The following is a 20,486-nucleotide window of genomic DNA, read 5'->3' on the forward strand; positions in this document are numbered from 1 at the left end:
CGCTAGTCAGCGTGCTCGGGCTTGCCTTTGGTCGTGCCCTTGGCGAAATCCTCGAGCTGCTTTTCGGTCATGCTGTCGACCATCTTTTTCGACGCGCCCTTGAGTTTTGACTTGGGCGTGTCGCCGCGCTTGGCGCTCAATGCGGCGCCTGCGGCTTTCTGCTGGGCTTTCGATTTGGCTGGCATGGCGTTTCTCCTTTGCCGCCCCACTAGCCATTAACGATTGTGCCGCCGTTGGGATGCAGCACCTGACCCGACATATAGCTGCTGTCGTCGCAGGCGAGGAACAGGAAGCAAGGCGCGACCTCATTGGGCTCGCCCGGCCGTTTCATCGGCGTGTTTTCGCCGAAGGTGGCTACTTTCTCGGCAGGAGCGCCGCCGCGCGGGTTGAGCGGGGTCCAGATCGGGCCGGGCGCAACGCCGTTCACGCGAATGCCCTTTTCGATCAGATTTTCGCTCAAGGAACGGGTGAAGGCGGTGATAGCGCCCTTGGTGGCGCTGTAGTCGAGCAGACCCTTCGAGCCCTGATACATCGTCACGCTGGTGCAATTGACGATCGTCGCGCCTTTCCTAAGGTGCGGTAGCGCTGCCTGCACCAGATAGAACATGCCGAAGATATTGGTCGCGAAGGTCTGTTGCAGCTGATCCTCGCTGATGTCGCGGATATCCGCCGCCGGATGCTGCTCTCCAGCGTTGTTGACGAGGATGTCGAGACGACCGAGCTTCTCGACCGTCTGCGCGACGATCCTTTCGCCGGCCTTCGGCTTGCCGACATCGGCCTTGATCGCGATCGCGCGGCGCCCTTCGGCCTCGACGATCGCGGCGGTTTCGACGGCATCGGCCCGGTTCTTGAGATAGACGACCGCGACGTCGGCGCCCTCGCGCGCGAACAGCGCGCATACCGCACGGCCGATGCCGCTGTCGCCGCCGGTCACAATCGCCACCTTGCCGTCGAGCCGGCCCGATCCCGGATAGCGCGGCTGCCATTTCGGCGCGCGATCGAGGTCGGCTTCACGGTCGGACGGCGGCTTGGCGATCGTCTTACCGCTGCCCACGTCGCGGCGCAGCTTCGCCGCCGCGCTTCGCTTGCCCTTCTTTTCCTTCGCGCTTTCGCCGACTTTGCCGGCTTTGGGCTGCTTCGCCATGGCTTGTCCTTATTCAGTTGATGGGGAGAAAGTCGCGCGCGAACTCGTCTTTCCCGACCTTGACGAGCGCGCCCGTCATCGGGACGTTGATCTTGTAGCTCCCCTCGGCATAGGCACCGATCTCATAAGGCGCGATCGCGATCGTGAGGCGGTCGAGATAGCGCCCGTCCGACGAGCCGAGCCACACCGTCTGCGCCGACGCCGGCGGGCATTCGGCAAAAACGCTGTCGGGCGCTTCCTCGATGCCCTTTGCCGCCTTGGCGCGCTTGATCCCGGCGCAGAAGGAGCCGCGGATCGCGGCGTCGAATGCCGCGCTGCTCTCGAACAGGTCGACCGGCTTCATCCGCTTGCGCCGGTTACGGTCCCAGATCAGCGTATCGAAGGTCTGCATGCCGTGTGCGCCGCCGGCATAGGTTTCGATCTCCGCCGACAGGCTCAGAAAGCGCGGGGTGCTGGTGACGCGCTGCCAAGTCTGAAGGTGGCTATGCTTGCGATAAGGGAAGCCTTCCTTTTCCGCCGCATCCTTGTCGCGCCGCGCCGCCGCGATCAGCGCCTCGCGTTTCGTCGCCCGGTCCTCGTCGAGCATTTTCGCCAGTTCGGGAATCCGCGCGGCGTCGGCGGGATAGGCGTATGCGAATTCGATGAGGTCCGTATTTTCGCTGACGTTCGACGCTCCCGCGCCCTTCGCCACTTCATCCGCGGCGGCGTCCGGCGGCGCGCCGGGCACCGATGCAGCCGCAACTTTTTCGGCTTTCGTCGGCTCGTCTTCGGAACAGCCCGCCAGCAACAGCGCGCCGGCAAGGATTGGGATGGCGTTTCGCCAATGTAGGTCGATGATCATGCTGGCATAACGCCGGGAATCGACAAAATATCCACGGCGGCCTAGCACGGCCCGTATGACCGACTATTCCGACCTGATCCAGCCCGACAAGGGACAGGATGCCCGCACCATCCATCTCGTCGACAAAAAGGGTTATGACGAATGGCTGAAAGGCCGCAGCGCTCGCGAACGCGCACATCTGGCGGCGGTTGGTTTCAAACCCGATGCGTTCGTCCACGCGATCCTGCCCGGCGACGATCCCGAGAAATGGGCGGTGGTCACGACAGTTGCCAAGGTCGACAGCCTGTCGGCCTGGTGTCTCGCGAAGCTGGGGCAGATTTTGCCCGAGGGCCGCTACCGGCTCGAAGGCCAGCAGCCAGGCAAGGCGCTGTTCGGCTGGATGAGCGCCCAATATCGCTTCGACGCCTATAAATCGAATGCGCCGGCGAAAGGTCCGCGCGTTCTGCTGACGACCGACGTCGGCGCGATCGCGCCCCTGGTCGCCGAGATGCGTGCGGTTGCGCTCGTCCGCGACCTCGTCAACACGCCCGCCGCCGACATGGGACCCGCCGCGATCGAGAAAGCCGCCGAGCGCATCGCCAAAGCGCACGGCGGCCAGCTTACCGTCACCAAGGGCGAAGGCCTCGAACAGGGCTATCCGATGATCCACGCGGTCGGCCGCGCCGCCGCCAAACATCACGCGCCGCGGCTGATCGAGATCGAGTGGGGCAAGGAGGGTCATCCGCGCGTCGCGCTCGTCGGCAAGGGGATCAGCTTCGACAGCGGCGGGCTCGACATCAAGCCCGCGGCGGGAATGCGGCTGATGAAGAAGGATATGGGCGGCGCCGCGCATGTGCTCGCGCTCGCCGAACTGGTGATGGCAAGCGGGCTGCCGGTGCGCCTCCACTGCCTCGTCGCCGCGGCGGAAAATGCGATCTCGTCCGACGCCTTCCGCCCCGGCGACGTGCTGAAAAGCCGTAAGGGTTTGACGGTCGAGATCGGCAACACCGATGCCGAAGGCCGGCTCGTGCTCGGCGATGCGCTCGCGAAGGCCGGCGAAGGCAAGCCCGAGCTGATCGTCGATTTCGCGACGCTGACGGGCGCCGCGCGCGTCGCGCTCGGCCCTGACCTGCCGCCGCTGTTCGCCAACGACGACGATCTGGCCGAGGAGATGCTCGCGGGCGGGATCGAGCGCGACGACCCCTTGTGGCGCATGCCGCTGTGGGATCCCTATGCCGACCTGCTCGAAACCGACATCGCCGACCTCGGCAATGCGGGCAGTTCGCCCTTCGCCGGCTCGATCACCGCCGCGCTGTTCCTCAAACGCTTCGTCCCCGAAGGCACCGCCTGGGCGCATCTCGACACCTTCGCCTGGCGCCCCTCGGCCAAGCCCGGCCGGCCCAAAGGCGGCGCGGCGCTTGGGTTGCGCGCAGCGTGGGCGATGCTTCAGGCGCGCTACGACCGGCGTGCGAAAAGCTGATCATTCTTGATAATGCAGGCCCTGCTGGTCTAATGGCCCGCGATTGTCCGCGTCCGGCGGACCTCGGGTTTCAACAGGACGGCAAGTGACAGCAGATAGCGGCGAACATTCAGCGGCAAATCGCGTGCGCATGGGGCGTCCCGGCGCCGTCGGCGCAGGCCGTGACCGGTTCGGTTTGACCGGAACGTCGCAGGATTTCAATCCGCGCGTCGTCGCGATCCGTCCCGACCTCGCCGATATTGCCGTCGCCGGCACGCATTTCGCCCCGCACTATGCCGCGCCAATGATGCGCAGCGGCGCTCTGCCGGCCGCGCCCCTGCGGGCTTCGCCGTCGGTCGATGCCGACCAGACGAGCGAATTGCTGTTCGGCGAAGGCTTTGCCCTGCTCGACCTCACCGGCGGCTGGGCGTGGGGCTATTGCCTCGCCGACCATTATGTCGGCTACCTCGCCGCCGAAGCGCTGGCCGCGCCGATCGCGCCGACGCACCGCGTCGACATGATCGAAGCGATGCTCCACAGTGCGCCCGATGCCGCGAGCGGAGGCCCCGCCGTGCTGCCGCGCGGTGCGCTGGTGATGGGCGAAGTCGAGGGCGAATGGCTCGCGACCTCGCACGGCTATCTACCGCTTGCCGCGCTCGCCGACGTGGCGGCGGAGGACCGCGATCCCGCCGAGCTGGCGGAGCAGATGATCGACGCGCCCTATCTCTGGGGCGGACGCACGGCGAAGGGCATCGATTGCTCGGGCCTCGTCCAGCTCGTGTGGGGCGCGGCGGGGGTTCAATTGCCGCGCGACAGCGACCTCCAGCTTGCGGCCCTCGGCCCCGACAAGGATGTCGATCCGGCGACGCTCGCACGCGGTGACCTCGTCTTCTTTCCCGGCCATGTCGGCATCATGGCCGACGAAAAGAATATCATCCATGCCAGCCGACGATGGATGGCGGTAAAGGCCGAGCCGCTGGCCGACGTCATCGCGCGTTCGGCCGCGAAGGATCATGATCCGCCGGTGAGCGGATATAAAAGACTGCGATAACATATGACACAGACGGTTTTCATCGACGGCGCGGCGGGAACGACGGGCCTCGAAATCGCCGAGCGCCTTGCAGGGCGGAGCGAATTTTCGCTAATCGCGCTGGACGAGGCGCGCCGCAAGGATGCCGCGGCGCGGCGCGAGGCGCTGAACGACACCGATTTCGTCATCCTCTGCCTGCCCGACGACGCGGCGCGCGACGCGGTGGCGATGATCGGAAACGATCGCACGCGCGTCATCGACGCATCGACCGCGCATCGGGTCGCGCCGGGCTGGGTCTATGGCTTTCCAGAAGTCAGCGGCCATGACGCCGTCGCGGAGGCGGCGCGCGTGTCAAACCCCGGCTGCTATTCGACCGGCTTCATCGCGCTCGTCGCGCCGCTAGTGCGCGCGGGCCTGCTTCCCGCCGACTGGCCCTATATCTGCCACGCGGTCAGCGGCTATTCGGGTGGCGGCAAGGCCTTGATCGAACGGTTCGAACAGGACCGGGACATCGCATGGCGCGGCTATGCGCTGACGCTCGGTCACAAGCATGTCCCCGAAATGCAGGCACAGTGCGGCCTGTCGGTCGGCCCGCTTTTCTCGCCCGCCGTAATCCCAGCGCATCGCGGCATGGTCGTCGAGGTGCCGCTGCCGCTGAACGCGATGCCGACCGCCGCGGCACCCGACGCGTTCCGCGCCGCGCTCGCCGATTTCTACGGCGCGAGCCCCATCGTCGTCATGGGCGCCGCGCCCGAAAGCGGCGAAATGCTGCTCCGCGCGTCTGACCCCGGCGACGACCGCATTGAATTGTTCGTGCTCGCCAATGCAGACGCCAGCCAGGCGCGGCTCGTCGCGCGGCTCGACAATCTGGGCAAGGGGGCGAGCGGCGCGTGCGTCCAGAATCTCAACATCATGGCGGGCTTGCCGGAGACCGCGGGCCTGCGGCTGTAAAGTCCTAGTGCACCGTGTCGAGGACATCCTCGACCGACAAATAGGTGATCAGCCGCTCGATCTGGCGCCAGCGTGCGAAATGGAGATGATTGCCGAGCGCGCGATATTGCTCGGCGCGCGCGGCAGCCGCGAACCCGGCTTCCTCGCCATGCAGGGTGATCAGCGCATGGGCATCCTCGACCGCGGCGCGATCGGCAAGAAAGGGGGCTGGCAGGTGCATCGGTTCCTGGTCCGTTACTCGAACCCTTCTCCTACGCGCCGCACCTCACCGCGTCGTTCCCAACCGTGATAAACGGGCAGGTAAGGTTAATCGTAGGGCCTTGCCGGTTAACCCTTCGTCCGCGCGCGCTATCCCTTTGACGCCGCGCGCCGCCCGTGTAGACAAGACACCATGCGCAAGATCCTGAGATATGCCGCCCTCACCCTGCTGCTCCTGCTGATCGCCGGCGGCGTCACGCTCTATGTCATGTCGCGGCCCGATGTGGCGCGCTTCTCGACCGCCGAACTCAGCGGCCGCGTGCCGGTGATGGCGTCGCAGCGCACCGAGACATTTCCTACGATCAATGTGCCCGAGGCGACGAACTGGCCCGCGGGCCAGGCGCCGCGCGCCGCACAGGGGCTGACGGTTGCGCGCTTTGCCGACGGGCTCGACCATCCGCGCACGATCCTGGTGCTGCCCAATGGCGATGTGCTCGCCGCCGAATCGCAGAGCCCGCCGCGCAAGGACGGCGGCGTGCAGGGCGCGGTAATGAAGAGCCTGATGGGCAAAGGCGGCGCGGGACGCAAACCGTCGGCAAACCGCATCACGCTGCTGCGCGACGCCGACGGCGACGGCAAGGCCGAGGTGAAGACCGTCTACATCACCGGTCTCAACTCGCCCTATGGCATGGCGCTGGTGGAGGGCACGCTCTATGTCGCCAACACCGACGCGCTGCTCGCCTTTCCCTATGTCGAGGGTGAGACGAAGATGAGCGGCAAACCGGTGAAAGTCGTCGATCTGCCCGCGAAGGGCACGAACCGCCACTGGACCAAGAGCCTCGTCGCGGCGCCCAATGGCTGGCTCTATATCGGCGTCGGCGCCGATTCGAACATCGGCGAGGCAGGCATGAACCGCGAGTTCCGCCGCGCCAGCGTGCTCGAGGTGCGGCCCGAGAATAAATATATGCGCACTTTTGCCGCGGGCATCCGCAACCCCGTCGGCCTCGCTTTCTACCCCGGTTCCGACCGGCTGTGGACTGTCGTCAACGAACGCGACATGCTCGGCAGCGACCTCGTCCCCGACTATCTGACCGACCTCGACGAGGGCGATTTCTATGGCTGGCCCTGGTATTATTGGGGCGGCTTCATCGACCCGCGCGTCGAGCCCGAGGCGGAGGATCGCCGGCAATATGTAAAGCGCCCCGAATATGGCCTCGGCGCGCACACGGCGCCGCTCGGTTTCACCTTTACCGAAGGTCTCGACCTCGGCGAACGCTGGGCCAACGGCGCGTTGATTGCGCGCCACGGTTCGTGGAACCGCGAGCCCGTCACGGGCTATGATGTGGTGTTCGTCAAGTTCGGCGCCAACGGCAAGCCGGTCAACGCGCTGCCGGTCACCTTGCTCGACCAGTTCCTCGGCAAGGATGGCGAGACCACTCGCGGCCGCCCGGCCGACGTCAAGGTCGCAAAGGATGGCAGCGCGCTCGTCGCCGACGACACCGGCGGCGTGATCTGGCGGGTCGCGAAGGCCGGATAAGAAAAGGCCCCGCAGTCGCGGGGCCTTGTCCGTTTCACGCAATGGCGGGCCGTCAGACCCGCATCGGCATCAGCACATAGAGCGCCGGGCTCTTTTCACTCTCGCGGATCAGCGTAGGCGCGTTGGCGTCGGCAAGGTGAAGTTCGACATTGTCGCCGTCGACCTGTCCCAAAATGTCGCTGAGGTAGCGGGCGTTGAAGCCGATCTCCATCGCGTCGCTGTCATAACCCGCCGCCAGCTCTTCGGCCGCGGTGCCATTCTCGGGGCTGGTAACGCTCAGCGTGATACGATCCTTGTCGAGCCCGACCTTGACCGCACGCGTCTTTTCGCTCGCGATCGTCGAAACGCGGTCGACGCCCTGAAACAGGCTCTTCGGATCGACCTTGAGCAACTTGTCGTTCGCAGTCGGGATCACGCGGCTGTAATCGGGGAAAGTGCCGTCGATCAGCTTCGAGGTCAGCACGGCGTGGCCGAGCTGGAAACGGATCTTGCTGGCCGAAAGGCTGATTTCGACATTGCCTTCGGCCTCGTCAAGCAGCTTGCGGATCTCGCCGACGCATTTGCGCGGCACGATAACGTCGGGCATCGACGCGGCGCCGTCGGGGCGCGTGACGGTATAGCGCGCGAGGCGGTGACCATCGGTCGCCGCGGCCTTGAGCACCGGCCCCGTCGCATCCTCGGCGACGTGGAAGAATATGCCGTTCAGATAATAGCGCGTTTCCTCGGTCGAGATCGCGAAACGCGTCTTGTCGATGATCTGGATGAGTTCGGCGACGGGCAGCTCGAAATTGGTCGGCAGGTCGCCTTCGGCAATCACCGGGAAGTCGTCGCGCGGCAGCGTCGGCAGGTTGAAGTTCGACCGGCCGGCCTTGACCTGCATCTTGCCCTCGGCGGCTGCCAGGCTGACCTCGGCCCCCTCGGGCAGCTTGCGTGCGATTTCGAAGAGCGTGTGCGCCGACACCGTCGTCGTGCCCGGCGTTTCGACCTTCGCGGCGATCGTTTCGACCACCTGCAGGTCGAGGTCGGTCGCCATCAGCTTCAATTGACCCGACGCGTCGGCTTCGATCAGGACATTCGAGAGGATCGGGATCGTGTTGCGCCGTTCGACCACCGACTGGACGTGGCCGAGGCTCTTCAACAACACTGCGCGTTCGATCGTCGCTTTCATTCTAAATCGCCATCCCTGTGCTTTCCGCGGGAAAAGTCCCTGAGGGACAGACCGTCGGAGGCGATTCGCACCCCGATTCTGGCCCCTGAAAATGTCCACCTTCCTTAACGCACGCATCGGCGGGCGCAAGCCATGCTTGCAAAGCGGCGGCAATCGCGCGAACGAAGCGCGATGCGGCGGTGGGGCATTCTTTTCCTGATGGCGATGGCGACGCCCGTCGCGGCGCTCGCCGCGCCGCCCGTTGCGCTGGGCATTTTCGACGGCTGGGGCGCCTTCCGCGATCCCGCCACCCCGCGCTGTTACGCCCTCGCCGCGCCCGCCGCGACAGTGGGCAGACCGCAGGTAAAGGCCTATGCCAGTGTCGGTTATTGGCCGAAGTCGCGTATCCGCGGCCAATTCTATGTCCGCCTGTCGAAAACGCGCGCGCGCGACCGCGAGCTACGCCTGACGATCGGCAGCCGCCGCTTCATCCTGACCGGCAACGGCGCGCACGGCTGGGCGAGCGACGCGCGCATGGACGCGGCGATTGTCGCCGCGATGCGCTCGGCACCGAGCATGAGCGTCGAGAGCGGCACGCCCGACGGGCGCGCAATCGCCGACACCTATCGCCTGCGCGGCGCCGCAACGGCGATCGACGCCGCGGCGCTGGGGTGTGCCAGGCTGCGCTGAGGCGACCTAGCCCCGTCCCAGCTTCGCAAGTTCGGTCGCAAGAAAGTCGAGAACCAGCCGCACCCGCGGAACATGGCGCAGCCGTTCGTGCGTCAGCAGCCACAGCCCCGTACTATCTTCGCTTTTCGGCGGGAGGCAGCGGATCAGGTCGGCTTCGCGATCGGCGAGGAAGGCTGGCAGGACGGTGAGGCCCATGCCGGCGCGAACCCCGGCGAGCAGGCCCGACGCCGTGTCATATCGCATCACGACCGACTCCTCGAGCCCATATTGGCGCAGCCAAGCCTGATAGGGTTCCCACACCCCGCCGCCACCGCCGATGAAGGGATGGGCGGCGAGTTCGTCGCGCGTGTGCGGAATACCATGCCGGTCAGCATAGTCGCGGCTGCAATAGACAGTCCAGGGATTGTCCGCGATGCGCCGCCCGACGAGGCCCGCGCCGGTCGGCTGCTTGCTGCTGCGGATCGCGATGTCAGCCGCGCCGGCGGCAAGCTCGCGCGGTTCGTCCGAGGTGTCGAGATGGATATGGATCGCCGGATGCGCGGCGCGAAGGTCGCGGAGGATCGGCGGCAGGATCGTCACGGCAAAGATTTCCATCGTCGTCAGGCTGACCGTCCCGCCCGCATCGCGCGACCGCGCGCCCGCCGCCTCGCCGAAGCGGTTGGCGGCATCGCGCACCGCAATCGCGCTCGCCAGCATCGCCTCGCCGACAGGGGTCAGCGCGTAGCCCGCCTGCCGCCGCTCGAACAGGTTCAGACTTGTCGCCGCCTCCAGCGCCGCGATGCGCCGGGCAACGGTCGTCTGACTGACGCGCAGCGCCTGCGCGGCGGACAGGGTGCTGCCCGTTTCCGCCACCGCCAGAAAGGCCTTGAGGTCGTTCCAATCATACATGACGCCTTGTGCGTCATAATCGCCCCGGCCTCATTCTGCAATTTTGCAGAATGCCTCGGCAACATCGTTGCTCCTTTCACCCCGGACGATCGCTTATTTTTATCTGACCGGCTTCCTCCCCTCCTCCCCGAGCCGGACGATGGAGATACAAGATGCAAAAGCTTCTGATCCTCGCCGCCCTCGCTGCCGTATCGACCGGCCAGCCCGTATCGGCGCAAACCGCCCCTGCGAACCCCAGCGTCGCCGTCGCACATCGCGACCTCGACCTCAGGACCGAGGCCGGCGCCAAGACGCTCGACCGCCGGATCTGGCGCGCCGTCGTCGCGGTGTGCGGCACCGCCCCCGATTATGACATCGAAGGAAAGAATGAGGTGCGCGAATGCAGGCGCGACACGCGGCGCGTCGCTTCCGCGCAGGCCGATCTCGCAATCGCCGATGCGTCGCGCGACCAGAACATCCAGGTGAGTTCGATCCGCAAATAATCTGCGGGCCCTTGTTGCAGGTCCCCGATAGCTGGGACGGCGATCCGGGCACGGTCGCCGTCCCGGCGTTCTGTCCAGCTTCCGTATAGCTGCGGCGTGGATACGGCGCGACTGTTTTGGAGTGAGGCGTGGCCTTAAGCTCCTCCCTATCGCGAAGCGATGGGGAGGTGGCAGCGCGAAGCGTTGACGGAGGGCTTATGACTCGACGTCTCTGCCCCTCCACCACCGCTTCGCGGCGGTTCCCCTCCCCACGGCTTCGCCGCAGGGAGGATTGAGCGTCCACTACCGGTCGAAACCGGACTGTGCGGATCGCCGAGAAACCCGCTTGACTCAAAATCGCTTGTGTCCGATATTTCTGTTATGACAGAAATTAAAGAACCCCCATCTAAACTGCCTCCCGCCGCGACCGAGTTCATTCTCCACTGGGGCAATCTCGGCGGGCAATGGGGCGTCAACCGCTCGGTGGCGCAGATCCATGCGCTGCTCTTCATCTCTGACCGTCCGCTGCATGCCGAGGAGATTGCCGAGATGCTCGGCCTCGCACGTTCGAACGTTTCCAATTCGATCAAGGAACTCCTCGGATGGCGGCTGATCGAACGCGTCCCCCTGCTCGGCGACCGGCGCGACCATTTCTCCGCCGAGAAAGACATATGGGAAATGGTCACCCGCATCGCCGCGGGGCGCAAGGCGCGCGAGATCGATCCCGCCGAAGCCGCGCTGAAAGCGTGCGTCGCGCGCGCGGCGGACGACCCGCAATTGAGCGCGGGGGCCAAGGCGCGGCTTGCCGACATGCTTGACTTCGTGACGACGATGGGCCGCTGGCACGACGAGATGCTCGGCGTACCCAAACCGGCGCTGATGCGGCTGATCAAATTGGGCGCGGGCGTGACGAAGCTGATCAACTGGCGCCCTGGCAAGGGCAAGGGCGCGGGATAGGAGGAGGGCGATGCGTGGCACAGCGAAAAGACTGATCCAAGCGCAAGCACGCGCTGTGCAGGACGACGAGGATACGCTCTACGACTATCGCTTTCGTCGCCTCGTCGCGCCCGCCGCATGGGAGGCACTCCCGCAGGATGTCCGGCGCCGTTTCAGCAAGCGTCTTACGGGCACCACGGTTGCAACCTACAGCGGCGAGATCGTCTGGACGCGCCTGTCCCGCTCAGGCTGGCTGCTCGCGCAATTCTGCCGCCCGATCGGCGCGCCGCTCCCGCTCGCACCGAGCGGCCCCGCTCCCGCAACGGTCGCGGTGAGCGAGGATCGGGCGAACGGCGGCCAATGCTGGTCGCGCCTCTATGGCCGCGCGAGCGGGCATCCGCAGGTGATCCATAGCGCCAAAAGCTTCGCCGGCCCGACTGGACTCGAGGAGCATATCGGCGGTGGGTTCGGCATGGCGCTGACCGTGCGTGCCGAGGCCGACGCGTTGATCTTCACTTCCGACCATTATTTCTGGCAGCTCGGCCGCGCCCGTTTCCGCCTTCCGCGCTGGTTGACGCCGGGGACCACGATCGTGACGCACCAGCATCTGGGCGCCGGCCGCTTCGCCTTCGATCTCAGGGTGACCCACCCGCGCCTGGGTGAACTCCTCAATCAGCACGCCTTGTTTCGTGATGGCTGACGGTCCGGTCATCCTGTTCGACGCCGCATGCGTCCTCTGTTCGGCGAACGCCCGCTTCATTCTGCGCCACGACAAGACGGCACGGTTCCAGCTCGCCTCGGTCCAAAGCTTCGCCGGCGCAGCGATCTGCCGCCGCCACGGCGTCGATCCCGAGGATCCGACGACGCTCCTCGTCGTCGAAGGCGCACGGGTGCGCCGCGACAGCGATGCCATCCTCGCCATCTATCAGGGGCTCGGATTTCCATGGGCACTCGCCGGCGTCTTCCGTCTGATCCCCGCCGCGCTGCGCGATCGCGTCTATCGCTGGATCGCGCGCAACCGATACCGCTTCTTCGGCAAGCGCCAAAGCTGCTGGACCGCCCCGCCCGAATATAGGGACCGCATATTGTGACGATGAGGATATTGATTCTCGGCGGCTATGGCGTCTTCGGCGGGCGGCTCGCCGAATTGCTGGCCGATCGCCCCGACGTCGACCTGCTGGTCTGCGGCCGCGACCCCGTCCGCGCCGAAGCCTTCTGTGCCCGCTACCAAGGCAATCCGCGCGTGGTTCCCTGCGTCCTTGACCGGCGCGACATCTCCGACGCCCTGCGACGCTTGAAACCCGATCTCGTCGTCGACGCCTCGGGCCCGTTTCAGAACTATGGCGCCGGTCGTTACCATGTCGTCGAGGCGTGCATCGCGGCGGGTATCGACTATCTCGACTTTGCCGATGGTGCCGATTTCGTCTTCGGCATCGATCGCTTCGATGCGGCAGCCAAGGCACGGGGCGTCTTTGTCCTGTCGGGGGTCAGCAGCTTCCCAGCGCTGACCGGCGCGGTGCTGCAGGAAATGGCGCAGACCATGGATATTCGCAGCGTCGAAGGCGGCATCGCGCCGTCGCCTTTTGCCGGTATCGGCCTCAACGTCATGCGCGCGGTCGTCGGCTACGCCGGCGCGCCGGTGAAGCTGCGCCGCGGGGGAAAGGATTCGCACGGGATCGGCCTCGCCGAAAGCATGCGCTTCACCGTCGCGGTGCCCGGCCGTTTGCCGCTGCGCAATATTCACTTCTCGCTCGTCGATGTCCCCGACCTCCAGCTTTTGCCGCGCGCCTATCCGGCGATGACCGATATCTGGATGGGTGCGGGACCGGTGCCCGAAATTTTGCACCGCATCCTCAACCTGCTCGCCAAGGCTCGCAGGCGCTTCCACCTGCCGTCGTTCGAGCCATTTTCGCGCCTCTTCTATGCCGTGCTCAACCGGATGCGCTTCGGCGAGCATCGCGGCGGCATGTTCGTTCGCGCATATGGCGTCGCAGACGGCCGAACAGTCGAACGCAGTTGGCATCTTTTGGCCGAAGGCGATGACGGCCCCTATATTCCGTCGATGGCGATCGAGGCGATCATCCGCAAATGGCTCGCCGGTGATCGTCCCCCCGCCGGCGCGCGGTCGAGCGTCGATGCGCTGACGCTGGCGGATTATGACGCACTGTTCGCTGGCCGCTCGATCCACACCGGCTTTCGCAGCGAAGAGCCCGACGCGCCGCTCTATCGCCGAATACTCGGTCCCGCTTTCGACACGTTGCCGCCGCGGCTGAAGGAACTGCACGGCAGCAAGGCCGCGCGCCGGTGGCAGGGCCATGCCGAAGTCCGCCGGGGCACCGGCCTGCTCGCACGGATCGCGGCCGCAACGATGCGCTTTCCGAAGGCGACCGAGCGCGCGCCCCTCAACGTCGCGTTCGCCCCCGAAACCGGCGGCGAACGCTGGACCCGCGATTTCGCCGGCAAGTGCTTTTCGTCGCACCAATCGCGCGGCAGCGGCCGGAACGAATATCTGCTGGTCGAACGCTTCGGGGTACTGTCGTTTGCGATGGCGCTGGTCGTCGAGCGGGACCGGCTCCATCTGGTTCCACGGCGCTGGTCGGCTTTCGGCGTACCAATGCCGCGCTGGCTGATGCCGTACGGTACGAGTTTCGAGACCGAAACCGGCGGTCGGTTCGGTTTCGACGTCGAAATCGCCACGCCGCTTACCGGATTGATCGTTGCCTACCGCGGATCGCTCGAACCCGCGTGACGCGCACTAAATCCCTTGCCCACCCCTTGCCGATCCTTACATACAGGCGCACGAATATTTCCTTGCAGAAAAATGAGGTCGCCTTGCCATGCCCCGTAAAAGCTTGTCCGCCCCGCTCGCGCTGGTTGCTCTTGCCATGACGCCGACGGCGGCCCAAGCGGCTGAAGCGGCGGCGGCATCGGCCCCCGCCCCGGCGCTCATCTATCCCGACACGGCACGCGGCGATACGGTCGACCCGCAATTCGGCGTCGACGTCGCCGATCCCTATCGCTGGCTCGAGGATGATGTCCGCGTCAATCCGAAGGTCGCCGACTGGGTCGCGGCGCAGAACGAGGTCACCGACGCCTATCTCGATACGCTGCCCGGCCGCGACGCGTTCAAGGCGCGGATGACCGAGCTTTACAATTATGAACGCTTCGGCCTGCCGACCAAGGCGGGGTCGCGCTATTTCTACAGCCGCAACGACGGACTGCAGCCGCAGTCGGTGCTTTATGTCCGCGAAGGACTGAAGGGCGAAGGCCGCGTCCTCATCGACCCCAACCTCTGGGCCAAGGACGGCGCGACCGCGCTCGCCGAATGGGAGCCGTCGGAGGACGGCAAGCATCTCCTCTATTCGGTGCAGGATGGCGGCACCGACTGGCGCATCGTGCGCGTCAAGGATGTCGCGACCGGGCAGGATTTGGCCGACGAGGTGCGCTGGGTGAAATTCTCCGCGCTCGACTGGGCGAAGGACGGCAGCGGCTTTTATTATTCGCGCTTTCCCGAACCCGAAGCAGGCGAGGCCTTTCAGTCGCTCAACGAAAATCACAGCGTCTATTTCCACAAGCTTGGCACGCCGCAAAGCGAGGATGTGCTGATCCACGCGACCCCCGACAAGCCGAAGCTCAACAACAGCGCGATCGTCACCGACGACGGCAAATATCTGCTCGTCGTCTCGTCCGAAGGCACCGACGAACGCTATGGCCTGACGCTCCACCCGATCGGAAAGCCCGGCGCGAAGCCGATCACCCTCGTCGACGATTATGCGAACAACTGGGAATATGTGACCAACGCGGGCACGCGCTTCACCTTCCTCACCAACAAGGAGGCGCCGCGCGCACGGATCGTCTCGTTCGACATCAAGAAACCCGGCGAGCTGACCCAGATCGTCGGCGAAAATGACGCGACGCTGGTGGGCGCGTCGCGCGTCGGCAATCGCATCATCCTCTCCTATCTGGGCGACGCGAAGTCGGAAGCGCGGATGGTCGCCTTGGACGGCAAGCCGATCGCCAACATCAACCTCGCCGACATCGGATCGGCGTCGGGCTTCGGCGGCAAGTCGAGCGATCCCGAAACCTTCTACGCCTTTTCGAGCTATGCGCGGCCGACGACCATCTATCGCTTCGACACCCAGACCGGGAAGAGCGAGATTTTCGCCGAGCCGAAGCTGACCTTCAAGCCCGCCGATTTCACTGTCGAGCAGCGTTTCTACAAGTCGAAGGACGGCACCGAGGTGCCGATGTTCGTCGTGATGAAAAAGGGGCTCGACCGCAGCAAGGGATCGCCGACGCTGCTTTACGGCTATGGCGGCTTCAACGTGTCGATGACCCCGGCCTTCTCGCCGACGCGGCTCGCCTGGGTCGACAAGGGCGGCGTACTCGCGATCGCAAACCTGCGCGGCGGCGGCGAATATGGCAAGGCGTGGCACGACGCCGGCCGCCTCGACAAGAAGCAGAATGTCTTCGACGATTTCATCGCCGCGGGCGAATATCTGATCGCCGAAGGCATTGCGGGCAAGGGCCAGGTCGCGATCGAGGGCGGGTCGAACGGCGGCCTGCTCGTCGGCGCGGTGACCAACCAGCGCCCCGACCTGTTCGCCGCGGCGCTGCCCGCGGTCGGCGTGATGGACATGCTGCGCTTCGACCGCTTTACCGCGGGACGCTATTGGGTCGACGATTATGGCTATCCGTCGAAGGAGGCCGATTTCAAGAACCTCCTCGCCTACTCGCCCTATCATAATATCAAGGACGGAACGGCCTATCCGGCGGTGCTGGTGACGACCGCCGACACCGACGACCGCGTCGTGCCGGGGCACAGCTTCAAATATACCGCCGCGCTCCAGCACGCCGACGCGGGCGACAAGCCGCACCTGATTCGCGTCGAAACCCGCGCCGGCCACGGCAGCGGCAAGCCGACCGACAAGATCATCGCCGAAGCCGCCGACAAATATGCCTTCGCGGCGAAGTGGACCGGATTGAACGTCGAGTAATGAGTTACGCCCTCTCCTTCTCGGCCACCGATCCCGCCGAATTATGGGCCGAGGCGGGAGACGCCGCCGCATCGCTCGTCGCGGGCGAGCGCGACGGCGTCGCCAATATGGCGAATGTCGCGGCGCTGATCTGGCAGGCAATCCCTGACCTCAACTGGGCGGGCTTCTACCGCTTCGACGGCAGCGAACTCGTGCTCGGTCCGTTTCAGGGCAAGGCGGCGTGCATCCGCATCGCGCTCGACAAGGGTGTGTGCGGCGCTGCCGCGCGGCTGCGTGCGACGCAGCGCGTCGACGACGTCCATGCCTTTCCCGGTCATATCGCGTGCGATGCCGACAGCCGCAGCGAACTGGTCGTCCCGGTGATCGCCGACGACCGGCTCGTCGGCGTGCTCGACCTCGACAGCCCTTCGCCTGCGCGCTTCACCGCCGCAGACCAGGCGGGCGCCGAAGCGCTCGTCGCACGCATCGCGGCGGCGCTTGCCTCCTGACCCAAAACGGGACGAATTCTTCAAGGTTAACGGAATCGCGAAGGCGCGTCATTTTTGCTAACAAACTGTTAACCAATCGGTTCGGGCCGAGGGAACAGGGAGCAAATCATGCGCACGTTCGTGTTGTTGGGATTGGCCGCAGGGTCGCTGTTGCTGGCGGGGCATGCCCGCGCCGAACAGCCGGCGCTCGACTATGGCATCCCCGCCGATCCCGATACGCGCGTCTACACCGGCTATCCCGACCGCGTACCGAGCGAAGTCGACTATCGCACCGTGAACGGCGCCTATGACGCCGACGGCCGCTGGACCGGCACGTGGGACGGCACCTATGAAGCGCCCGACGGCCGCGTCTACGAAGGCCGCTATGAAGGCACGGTCGAGGGCCATGGCGCCGGCTATCCGCCGCCGCCCGCATATGATCCATATTATAGCGGCGGGTACGACCCGCGTTACGAAGCGGAAATGGAACGCCGCTGTGGCCGGGGGGGCACAGTAGGCGGCGCGGTTGTCGGCGGGCTCGTGGGGGGTATCGCCGGCAACCGCATTGCCGGACGCGGCGACCGCACCGCCGGCACGCTGATCGGCGCCGGGGTCGGCGCCCTCGCAGGATCGGCTATCGGCAGTGCCGCGGACAAGAAGAAATGCGAACAATGGTGGTCGAGCCGCAGCGCGCGCTATCAGGATGGCTATTATCAGGGCGGTTATTACGCCGGCGGCACTTCGACGACCTATCATCACGGCGGTTACGGCTACGGCTATTATACGCCCGGCGTCGTCGTCACGACGATCATCAACGGCCCGCCGGTGGTGACCGAAACGGTCGAGACATCGACGCGCACCTATTATGAAAATGTGCCGGTGCGGAAACGCTATGTCGCAAAGAAGAAATGGAAGCCGAAACCCAAGCCGGTACCCCGCTGCGTCTGCTGAAGTTCATGAAATAGGTCTGGTCACCTGTAACTGGTCTCAAGGCCCGTCATCCACTGGATGGCGGGCCTTTCCCTTTTGCCCCATGCTTTTTCGCCTCCGCTCAAAGGCCCGTGAGATGAACGCCAGCAAAACCAAGGCTGAACGCCAGATAAGCGCCGGGTTCAGCACCGCGTCACGGCCGGTTCGCTAGAACCATCCTCAACAGGCTGCCCCATGCCGCCTGCGTTGTTTGAGGAGACCGAACCATGGCTATCAAGACCAACCTGACCAAGGCCGCAATTGGTGCGGCCACCGCCGGCGCGATGCTGATGAGCGCCGCCCCCGCCGCAGCGCGCGACCGGTATGACCGCGACGGGATCAGCGCGGGCGAAATCATCGCCGGTGCCGTCGTCCTTGGCGGCCTCGCGGCGATCCTGTCGAGCGGCGACAACGACCGCTATGATCGTTATGATGATCGCTATCGCGGTCGCTATAACGACCCGCGCTACGGCTATGGCTATGACTACAACCGTTACGGCAACAGCCGCAGCGCAGTCAGCCAGTGCGTGAACGCGGTCGAACGTGGCAGCCGCCGTTATGGCCGCACCGACGTCACCCAGGTGACCGACATCGACCGCAAGCGCGACGGCTATCGCGTCAAGGGCCGCGTCGTCGTCAACGACGGCTGGCGGGGCCGCTGGGGTCGCGGCGGATCGTATGACAAGGGCAAGTTCACTTGCGACATCCGCTATGGCCGCATTCACGACATCCGTTTCTCGGGTTTGCGCTAACACCCCGGAATGCGACAATCGGCCCGCCCGTGCTCCGGCACGCGGCGGGCCTTTTGTTGCGCCCGACGCCCGTTTACCGCATCGGATACCGACTCCGGCCTTGCCATCGCGGGCATATACCGCAAAAATCAGGTTTTTCCTCAGGGGGATCCCGAGCCCATGCGTCGCCGTACACTTCTCGCCGCCGTTCCCGCCGCCGCGCTATTGCCGACGGCCGGCCTCGCCGAGGGCACGAAGCCCAAGACGGCGCCCGCCGCCCCCAAGGCGAATGCTTCGATGCCGCCGGTCTGGGAAGCCGGTGCCGACCGCTTCGTGCGACCCGACGTCCAAAGCGGCGACCGCCCCGTCGGCGCCAGCTTCGCGTCGCGCACCGCCGCTTATGGCCTCAGCGGCGCGGCGGGAACCGCGCATCCGCTCGCGACACAGGCGGGGATCGACATTTTGAAGCGCGGCGGCTCGGCGGTCGATGCGGCGATCGCAATCAACGCGTGCCTCGGCCTGCTGGAGCCGACCGCGAACGGCATCGGCGGCGACGTCTATGCGATGATCTGGGACCCGAAGACCAAGAAGCTCGCCGGGCTCGCCGGATCGGGCAAGAGCCCCCGCTCGCTCGACCTCGCGACGGTGCGAAGCCGCGCCAAGGGCGGCACCCTGCCCGCCTATGGTGCGATCAGCGTGTCGGTGCCGGGCACCGTCGACGGATGGTGGACGATGCACCAGCGTTACGGCAAGCTGCCGTGGAAGGAACTGTTCGAGCCGGTTATCGCCCACGCCGAGGCGGGCGCGCCGGTGCCCGACATGATCGCTTATTATATCCGCCGCAGCCTTGCCGGCTTCCGCCAGCCCGGCCGCGGGATCGAAGAAATCGACAATGCGATCCGCACGTACGGACTGAACGACGGCAAAGGCCCGGCCGCCGGACAGATCTTCCGCAACCCCGACCTCGCGCGCACCTTTCGCCTGATTGCCGAAGGCGGACGCGACGTCTTTTACGAAGGCGAAATCGCACGCACCATCGACGCCTATTTCAGACGGATTGGCGGCTGGCTGCGCTACGAGGATCTCGCCGCGCACAAGTCCGAATGGATCGAACCGTACAAGACCGGCTATCGCGGCACCGACATCTATGCGCTCGGCGCGAATACGCAGGGCATCGCCACCTTGCAGATGCTCAACATTCTCGAGCATTTCGACCTGAAGGGCGCGGGCTTCCAGTCGGCGCTGTCGATCCATCTGCAGGCCGAGGCGAAGCGCCTCGCCTATGAGGACCGCGCGCGTTATTACGCCGATCCGCATTTTTCGAACGTGCCGGTCGAATGGCTGATTTCAAAGGAATATGCGGCCGAACGCGCCAAGCTGATCCGCCCCGACCGCCTGCTCACGCCCGTTCATCCGGGCCAGGCGCCGAGCCGCGGCGACACCACCTATTTCAGCTGCGCCGACAAGGACGGCATGATGGTGTCGATGATCCAGTCGAATTTCCGCGGCATGGGGTCGGGGCTGGTCGCCGACGGACTGGGCTTCATGTTTCAGGATCGCGGGCAATTGTTCAGCCTGCAGGACGGGCATCCGAACATCTATGCGCCCGGCAAGCGGCCGTTCCAGACGATCATCCCGGGCTTCGCAGCGCGCGGCGACGTGCCGTGGATGAGCTTCGGCGTTATGGGCGGCGACATGCAGCCGCAGGGACAGGCGCAGATCGTCATCAACCGCGTCGATTACGGGCTCGAAATCCAGTCGGCGGGCGATTCGCCGCGCTGGCACCATGAGGGGTCGTCCGAAACGATGGGCGAGGATTCGCCGGATCTCGGCACGAACGGCATGTTGCGGCTCGAAAGTGGCGTCCCCGAAGCGACCCGGCAACGGCTCGCCGATATCGGCTGGACGCTGGGCGAACCCGATGGCGGGTTCGGGCGCTACCAATGCGTCGAGCATCGCATCGACGGGGACACGCGCGTCTATGCGGCGGCGAGCGAGATGCGCGCCGACGGGTGTGCGCTCGCCTATTGAGGCACGCGGGCGACCAAATAATTCCGCATA

21 protein-coding genes are annotated in these 20,486 nt (G+C 65.7%); 15 read left to right on the top strand and 6 right to left on the bottom strand.

Features of this window, described 5'->3' with window-relative positions; translation table 11 throughout:
* Nucleotides 1–2: 2 nt before the first annotated feature.
* From E5675_RS13680 to E5675_RS13690, 3 genes are read right to left on the bottom strand one after another with little or no spacing between them, the layout of a single operon-like run.
* The gene (locus tag E5675_RS13680) at nt 3–185 is read right to left on the bottom strand and encodes a DUF3008 family protein (RefSeq protein WP_136174998.1); all 183 of its coding nucleotides are present in this window, start codon (nt 183–185) and stop codon (nt 3–5) included.
* Between the two features lie 23 nt (nt 186–208).
* Nucleotides 209–1,144, bottom strand: a complete 936-nt coding sequence (locus E5675_RS13685) for an SDR family oxidoreductase (RefSeq protein WP_136174999.1) — start codon at nt 1,142–1,144, stop codon at nt 209–211.
* 13 nt (nt 1,145–1,157) lie between these two features.
* A complete protein-coding gene (locus E5675_RS13690) occupies nt 1,158–1,985 on the bottom strand; it encodes a DUF4163 domain-containing protein (protein WP_136175000.1) in 828 nt (275 codons plus the stop codon).
* 55 nt (nt 1,986–2,040) lie between these two features.
* Between E5675_RS13690 and E5675_RS13695 the strand changes: the two genes are divergently transcribed.
* The 3 genes from E5675_RS13695 (at nt 2,041) to argC (ending at nt 5,404) form a co-directional block, all read left to right on the top strand.
* Nucleotides 2,041–3,444 (top strand): leucyl aminopeptidase family protein, encoded by a 1,404-nt coding sequence (locus E5675_RS13695; protein ID WP_136175001.1) that lies wholly within the window; start codon nt 2,041–2,043, stop codon nt 3,442–3,444.
* Nucleotides 3,445–3,529: 85 nt separating this feature from the next.
* Nucleotides 3,530–4,474, top strand: coding sequence for an NlpC/P60 family protein (locus E5675_RS13700; protein ID WP_247594621.1), 945 nt, complete (start codon nt 3,530–3,532; stop codon nt 4,472–4,474).
* A 3-nt stretch (nt 4,475–4,477) separates the two neighbouring features.
* Nucleotides 4,478–5,404 (top strand): N-acetyl-gamma-glutamyl-phosphate reductase, encoded by a 927-nt coding sequence (argC, locus tag E5675_RS13705; RefSeq protein WP_136175002.1) that lies wholly within the window; start codon nt 4,478–4,480, stop codon nt 5,402–5,404.
* 4 nt (nt 5,405–5,408) lie between these two features.
* Here argC and E5675_RS13710 read toward each other — a convergent pair whose 3' ends face one another.
* Nucleotides 5,409–5,624 carry a hypothetical protein gene (locus E5675_RS13710; RefSeq protein WP_209023732.1) on the bottom strand — a complete coding sequence of 72 codons (216 nt, stop codon included), beginning with the start codon at nt 5,622–5,624 and terminating at the stop codon, nt 5,409–5,411.
* A 171-nt stretch (nt 5,625–5,795) separates the two neighbouring features.
* On the opposite strand from E5675_RS13710, the gene E5675_RS13715 reads away from it, so the two are divergent.
* Complete coding sequence (locus tag E5675_RS13715) at nt 5,796–7,139, top strand: sorbosone dehydrogenase family protein (protein ID WP_136175003.1); 1,344 nt, start codon at nt 5,796–5,798, stop codon at nt 7,137–7,139.
* Between the two features lie 52 nt (nt 7,140–7,191).
* On the opposite strand, the gene dnaN is transcribed toward E5675_RS13715, so the two are convergent.
* Nucleotides 7,192–8,307 carry a DNA polymerase III subunit beta gene (dnaN, locus tag E5675_RS13720; RefSeq protein WP_136175004.1) on the bottom strand — a complete coding sequence of 372 codons (1,116 nt, stop codon included), beginning with the start codon at nt 8,305–8,307 and terminating at the stop codon, nt 7,192–7,194.
* A 132-nt stretch (nt 8,308–8,439) separates the two neighbouring features.
* Between dnaN and E5675_RS13725 the strand changes: the two genes are divergently transcribed.
* Nucleotides 8,440–8,976 carry a hypothetical protein gene (locus tag E5675_RS13725; RefSeq protein WP_247594622.1) on the top strand — a complete coding sequence of 179 codons (537 nt, stop codon included), beginning with the start codon at nt 8,440–8,442 and terminating at the stop codon, nt 8,974–8,976.
* 6 nt (nt 8,977–8,982) lie between these two features.
* Here the strand turns inward: E5675_RS13725 and E5675_RS13730 are convergent, their stop codons facing one another.
* Nucleotides 8,983–9,864 (bottom strand): LysR family transcriptional regulator, encoded by an 882-nt coding sequence (locus E5675_RS13730; protein WP_136175006.1) that lies wholly within the window; start codon nt 9,862–9,864, stop codon nt 8,983–8,985.
* A 152-nt stretch (nt 9,865–10,016) separates the two neighbouring features.
* Between E5675_RS13730 and E5675_RS13735 the strand changes: the two genes are divergently transcribed.
* The 10 genes from E5675_RS13735 (at nt 10,017) to E5675_RS13780 (ending at nt 20,456) form a co-directional block, all read left to right on the top strand.
* Nucleotides 10,017–10,346, top strand: coding sequence for a UrcA family protein (locus E5675_RS13735; protein WP_136175007.1), 330 nt, complete (start codon nt 10,017–10,019; stop codon nt 10,344–10,346).
* A gap of 360 nt (nt 10,347–10,706) precedes the next feature.
* Nucleotides 10,707–11,282 carry a MarR family transcriptional regulator gene (locus tag E5675_RS13740; RefSeq protein ID WP_136175008.1) on the top strand — a complete coding sequence of 192 codons (576 nt, stop codon included), beginning with the start codon at nt 10,707–10,709 and terminating at the stop codon, nt 11,280–11,282.
* Nucleotides 11,283–11,292: 10 nt separating this feature from the next.
* A complete protein-coding gene (locus E5675_RS13745; RefSeq protein ID WP_136175009.1) occupies nt 11,293–11,961 on the top strand; it encodes a DUF4166 domain-containing protein in 669 nt (222 codons plus the stop codon).
* Nucleotides 11,954–12,352 (top strand): DCC1-like thiol-disulfide oxidoreductase family protein, encoded by a 399-nt coding sequence (locus E5675_RS13750; RefSeq protein ID WP_136175010.1) that lies wholly within the window; start codon nt 11,954–11,956, stop codon nt 12,350–12,352. The genes E5675_RS13745 and E5675_RS13750 overlap by 8 nt, the downstream gene beginning before the upstream one ends.
* Before the next feature lie 2 nt (nt 12,353–12,354).
* Complete coding sequence (locus tag E5675_RS13755) at nt 12,355–14,010, top strand: SDR family oxidoreductase (RefSeq protein ID WP_136175011.1); 1,656 nt, start codon at nt 12,355–12,357, stop codon at nt 14,008–14,010.
* An 88-nt stretch (nt 14,011–14,098) separates the two neighbouring features.
* Nucleotides 14,099–16,258: a prolyl oligopeptidase family serine peptidase gene (locus E5675_RS13760; RefSeq protein WP_210727529.1), complete on the top strand. Its 2,160-nt coding sequence runs from the start codon at nt 14,099–14,101 to the stop codon at nt 16,256–16,258.
* Complete coding sequence (locus tag E5675_RS13765) at nt 16,258–16,746, top strand: GAF domain-containing protein (RefSeq protein ID WP_136175012.1); 489 nt, start codon at nt 16,258–16,260, stop codon at nt 16,744–16,746. Before E5675_RS13760 ends, E5675_RS13765 begins: the two co-directional genes overlap by 1 nt.
* Before the next feature lie 108 nt (nt 16,747–16,854).
* Nucleotides 16,855–17,676 carry a glycine zipper 2TM domain-containing protein gene (locus tag E5675_RS13770; protein ID WP_136175013.1) on the top strand — a complete coding sequence of 274 codons (822 nt, stop codon included), beginning with the start codon at nt 16,855–16,857 and terminating at the stop codon, nt 17,674–17,676.
* Between the two features lie 245 nt (nt 17,677–17,921).
* Nucleotides 17,922–18,446: a hypothetical protein gene (locus tag E5675_RS13775; RefSeq protein ID WP_136175014.1), complete on the top strand. Its 525-nt coding sequence runs from the start codon at nt 17,922–17,924 to the stop codon at nt 18,444–18,446.
* Between the two features lie 159 nt (nt 18,447–18,605).
* Entirely contained in the window at nt 18,606–20,456 is a 1,851-nt protein-coding gene (locus E5675_RS13780; RefSeq protein ID WP_136175015.1) for a gamma-glutamyltransferase family protein, read from the top strand.
* Nucleotides 20,457–20,486: the final 30 nt, after the last annotated feature.

This window comes from Sphingopyxis sp. PAMC25046, from assembly GCF_004795895.1.
GTDB lineage: Bacteria > Pseudomonadota > Alphaproteobacteria > Sphingomonadales > Sphingomonadaceae > Sphingopyxis.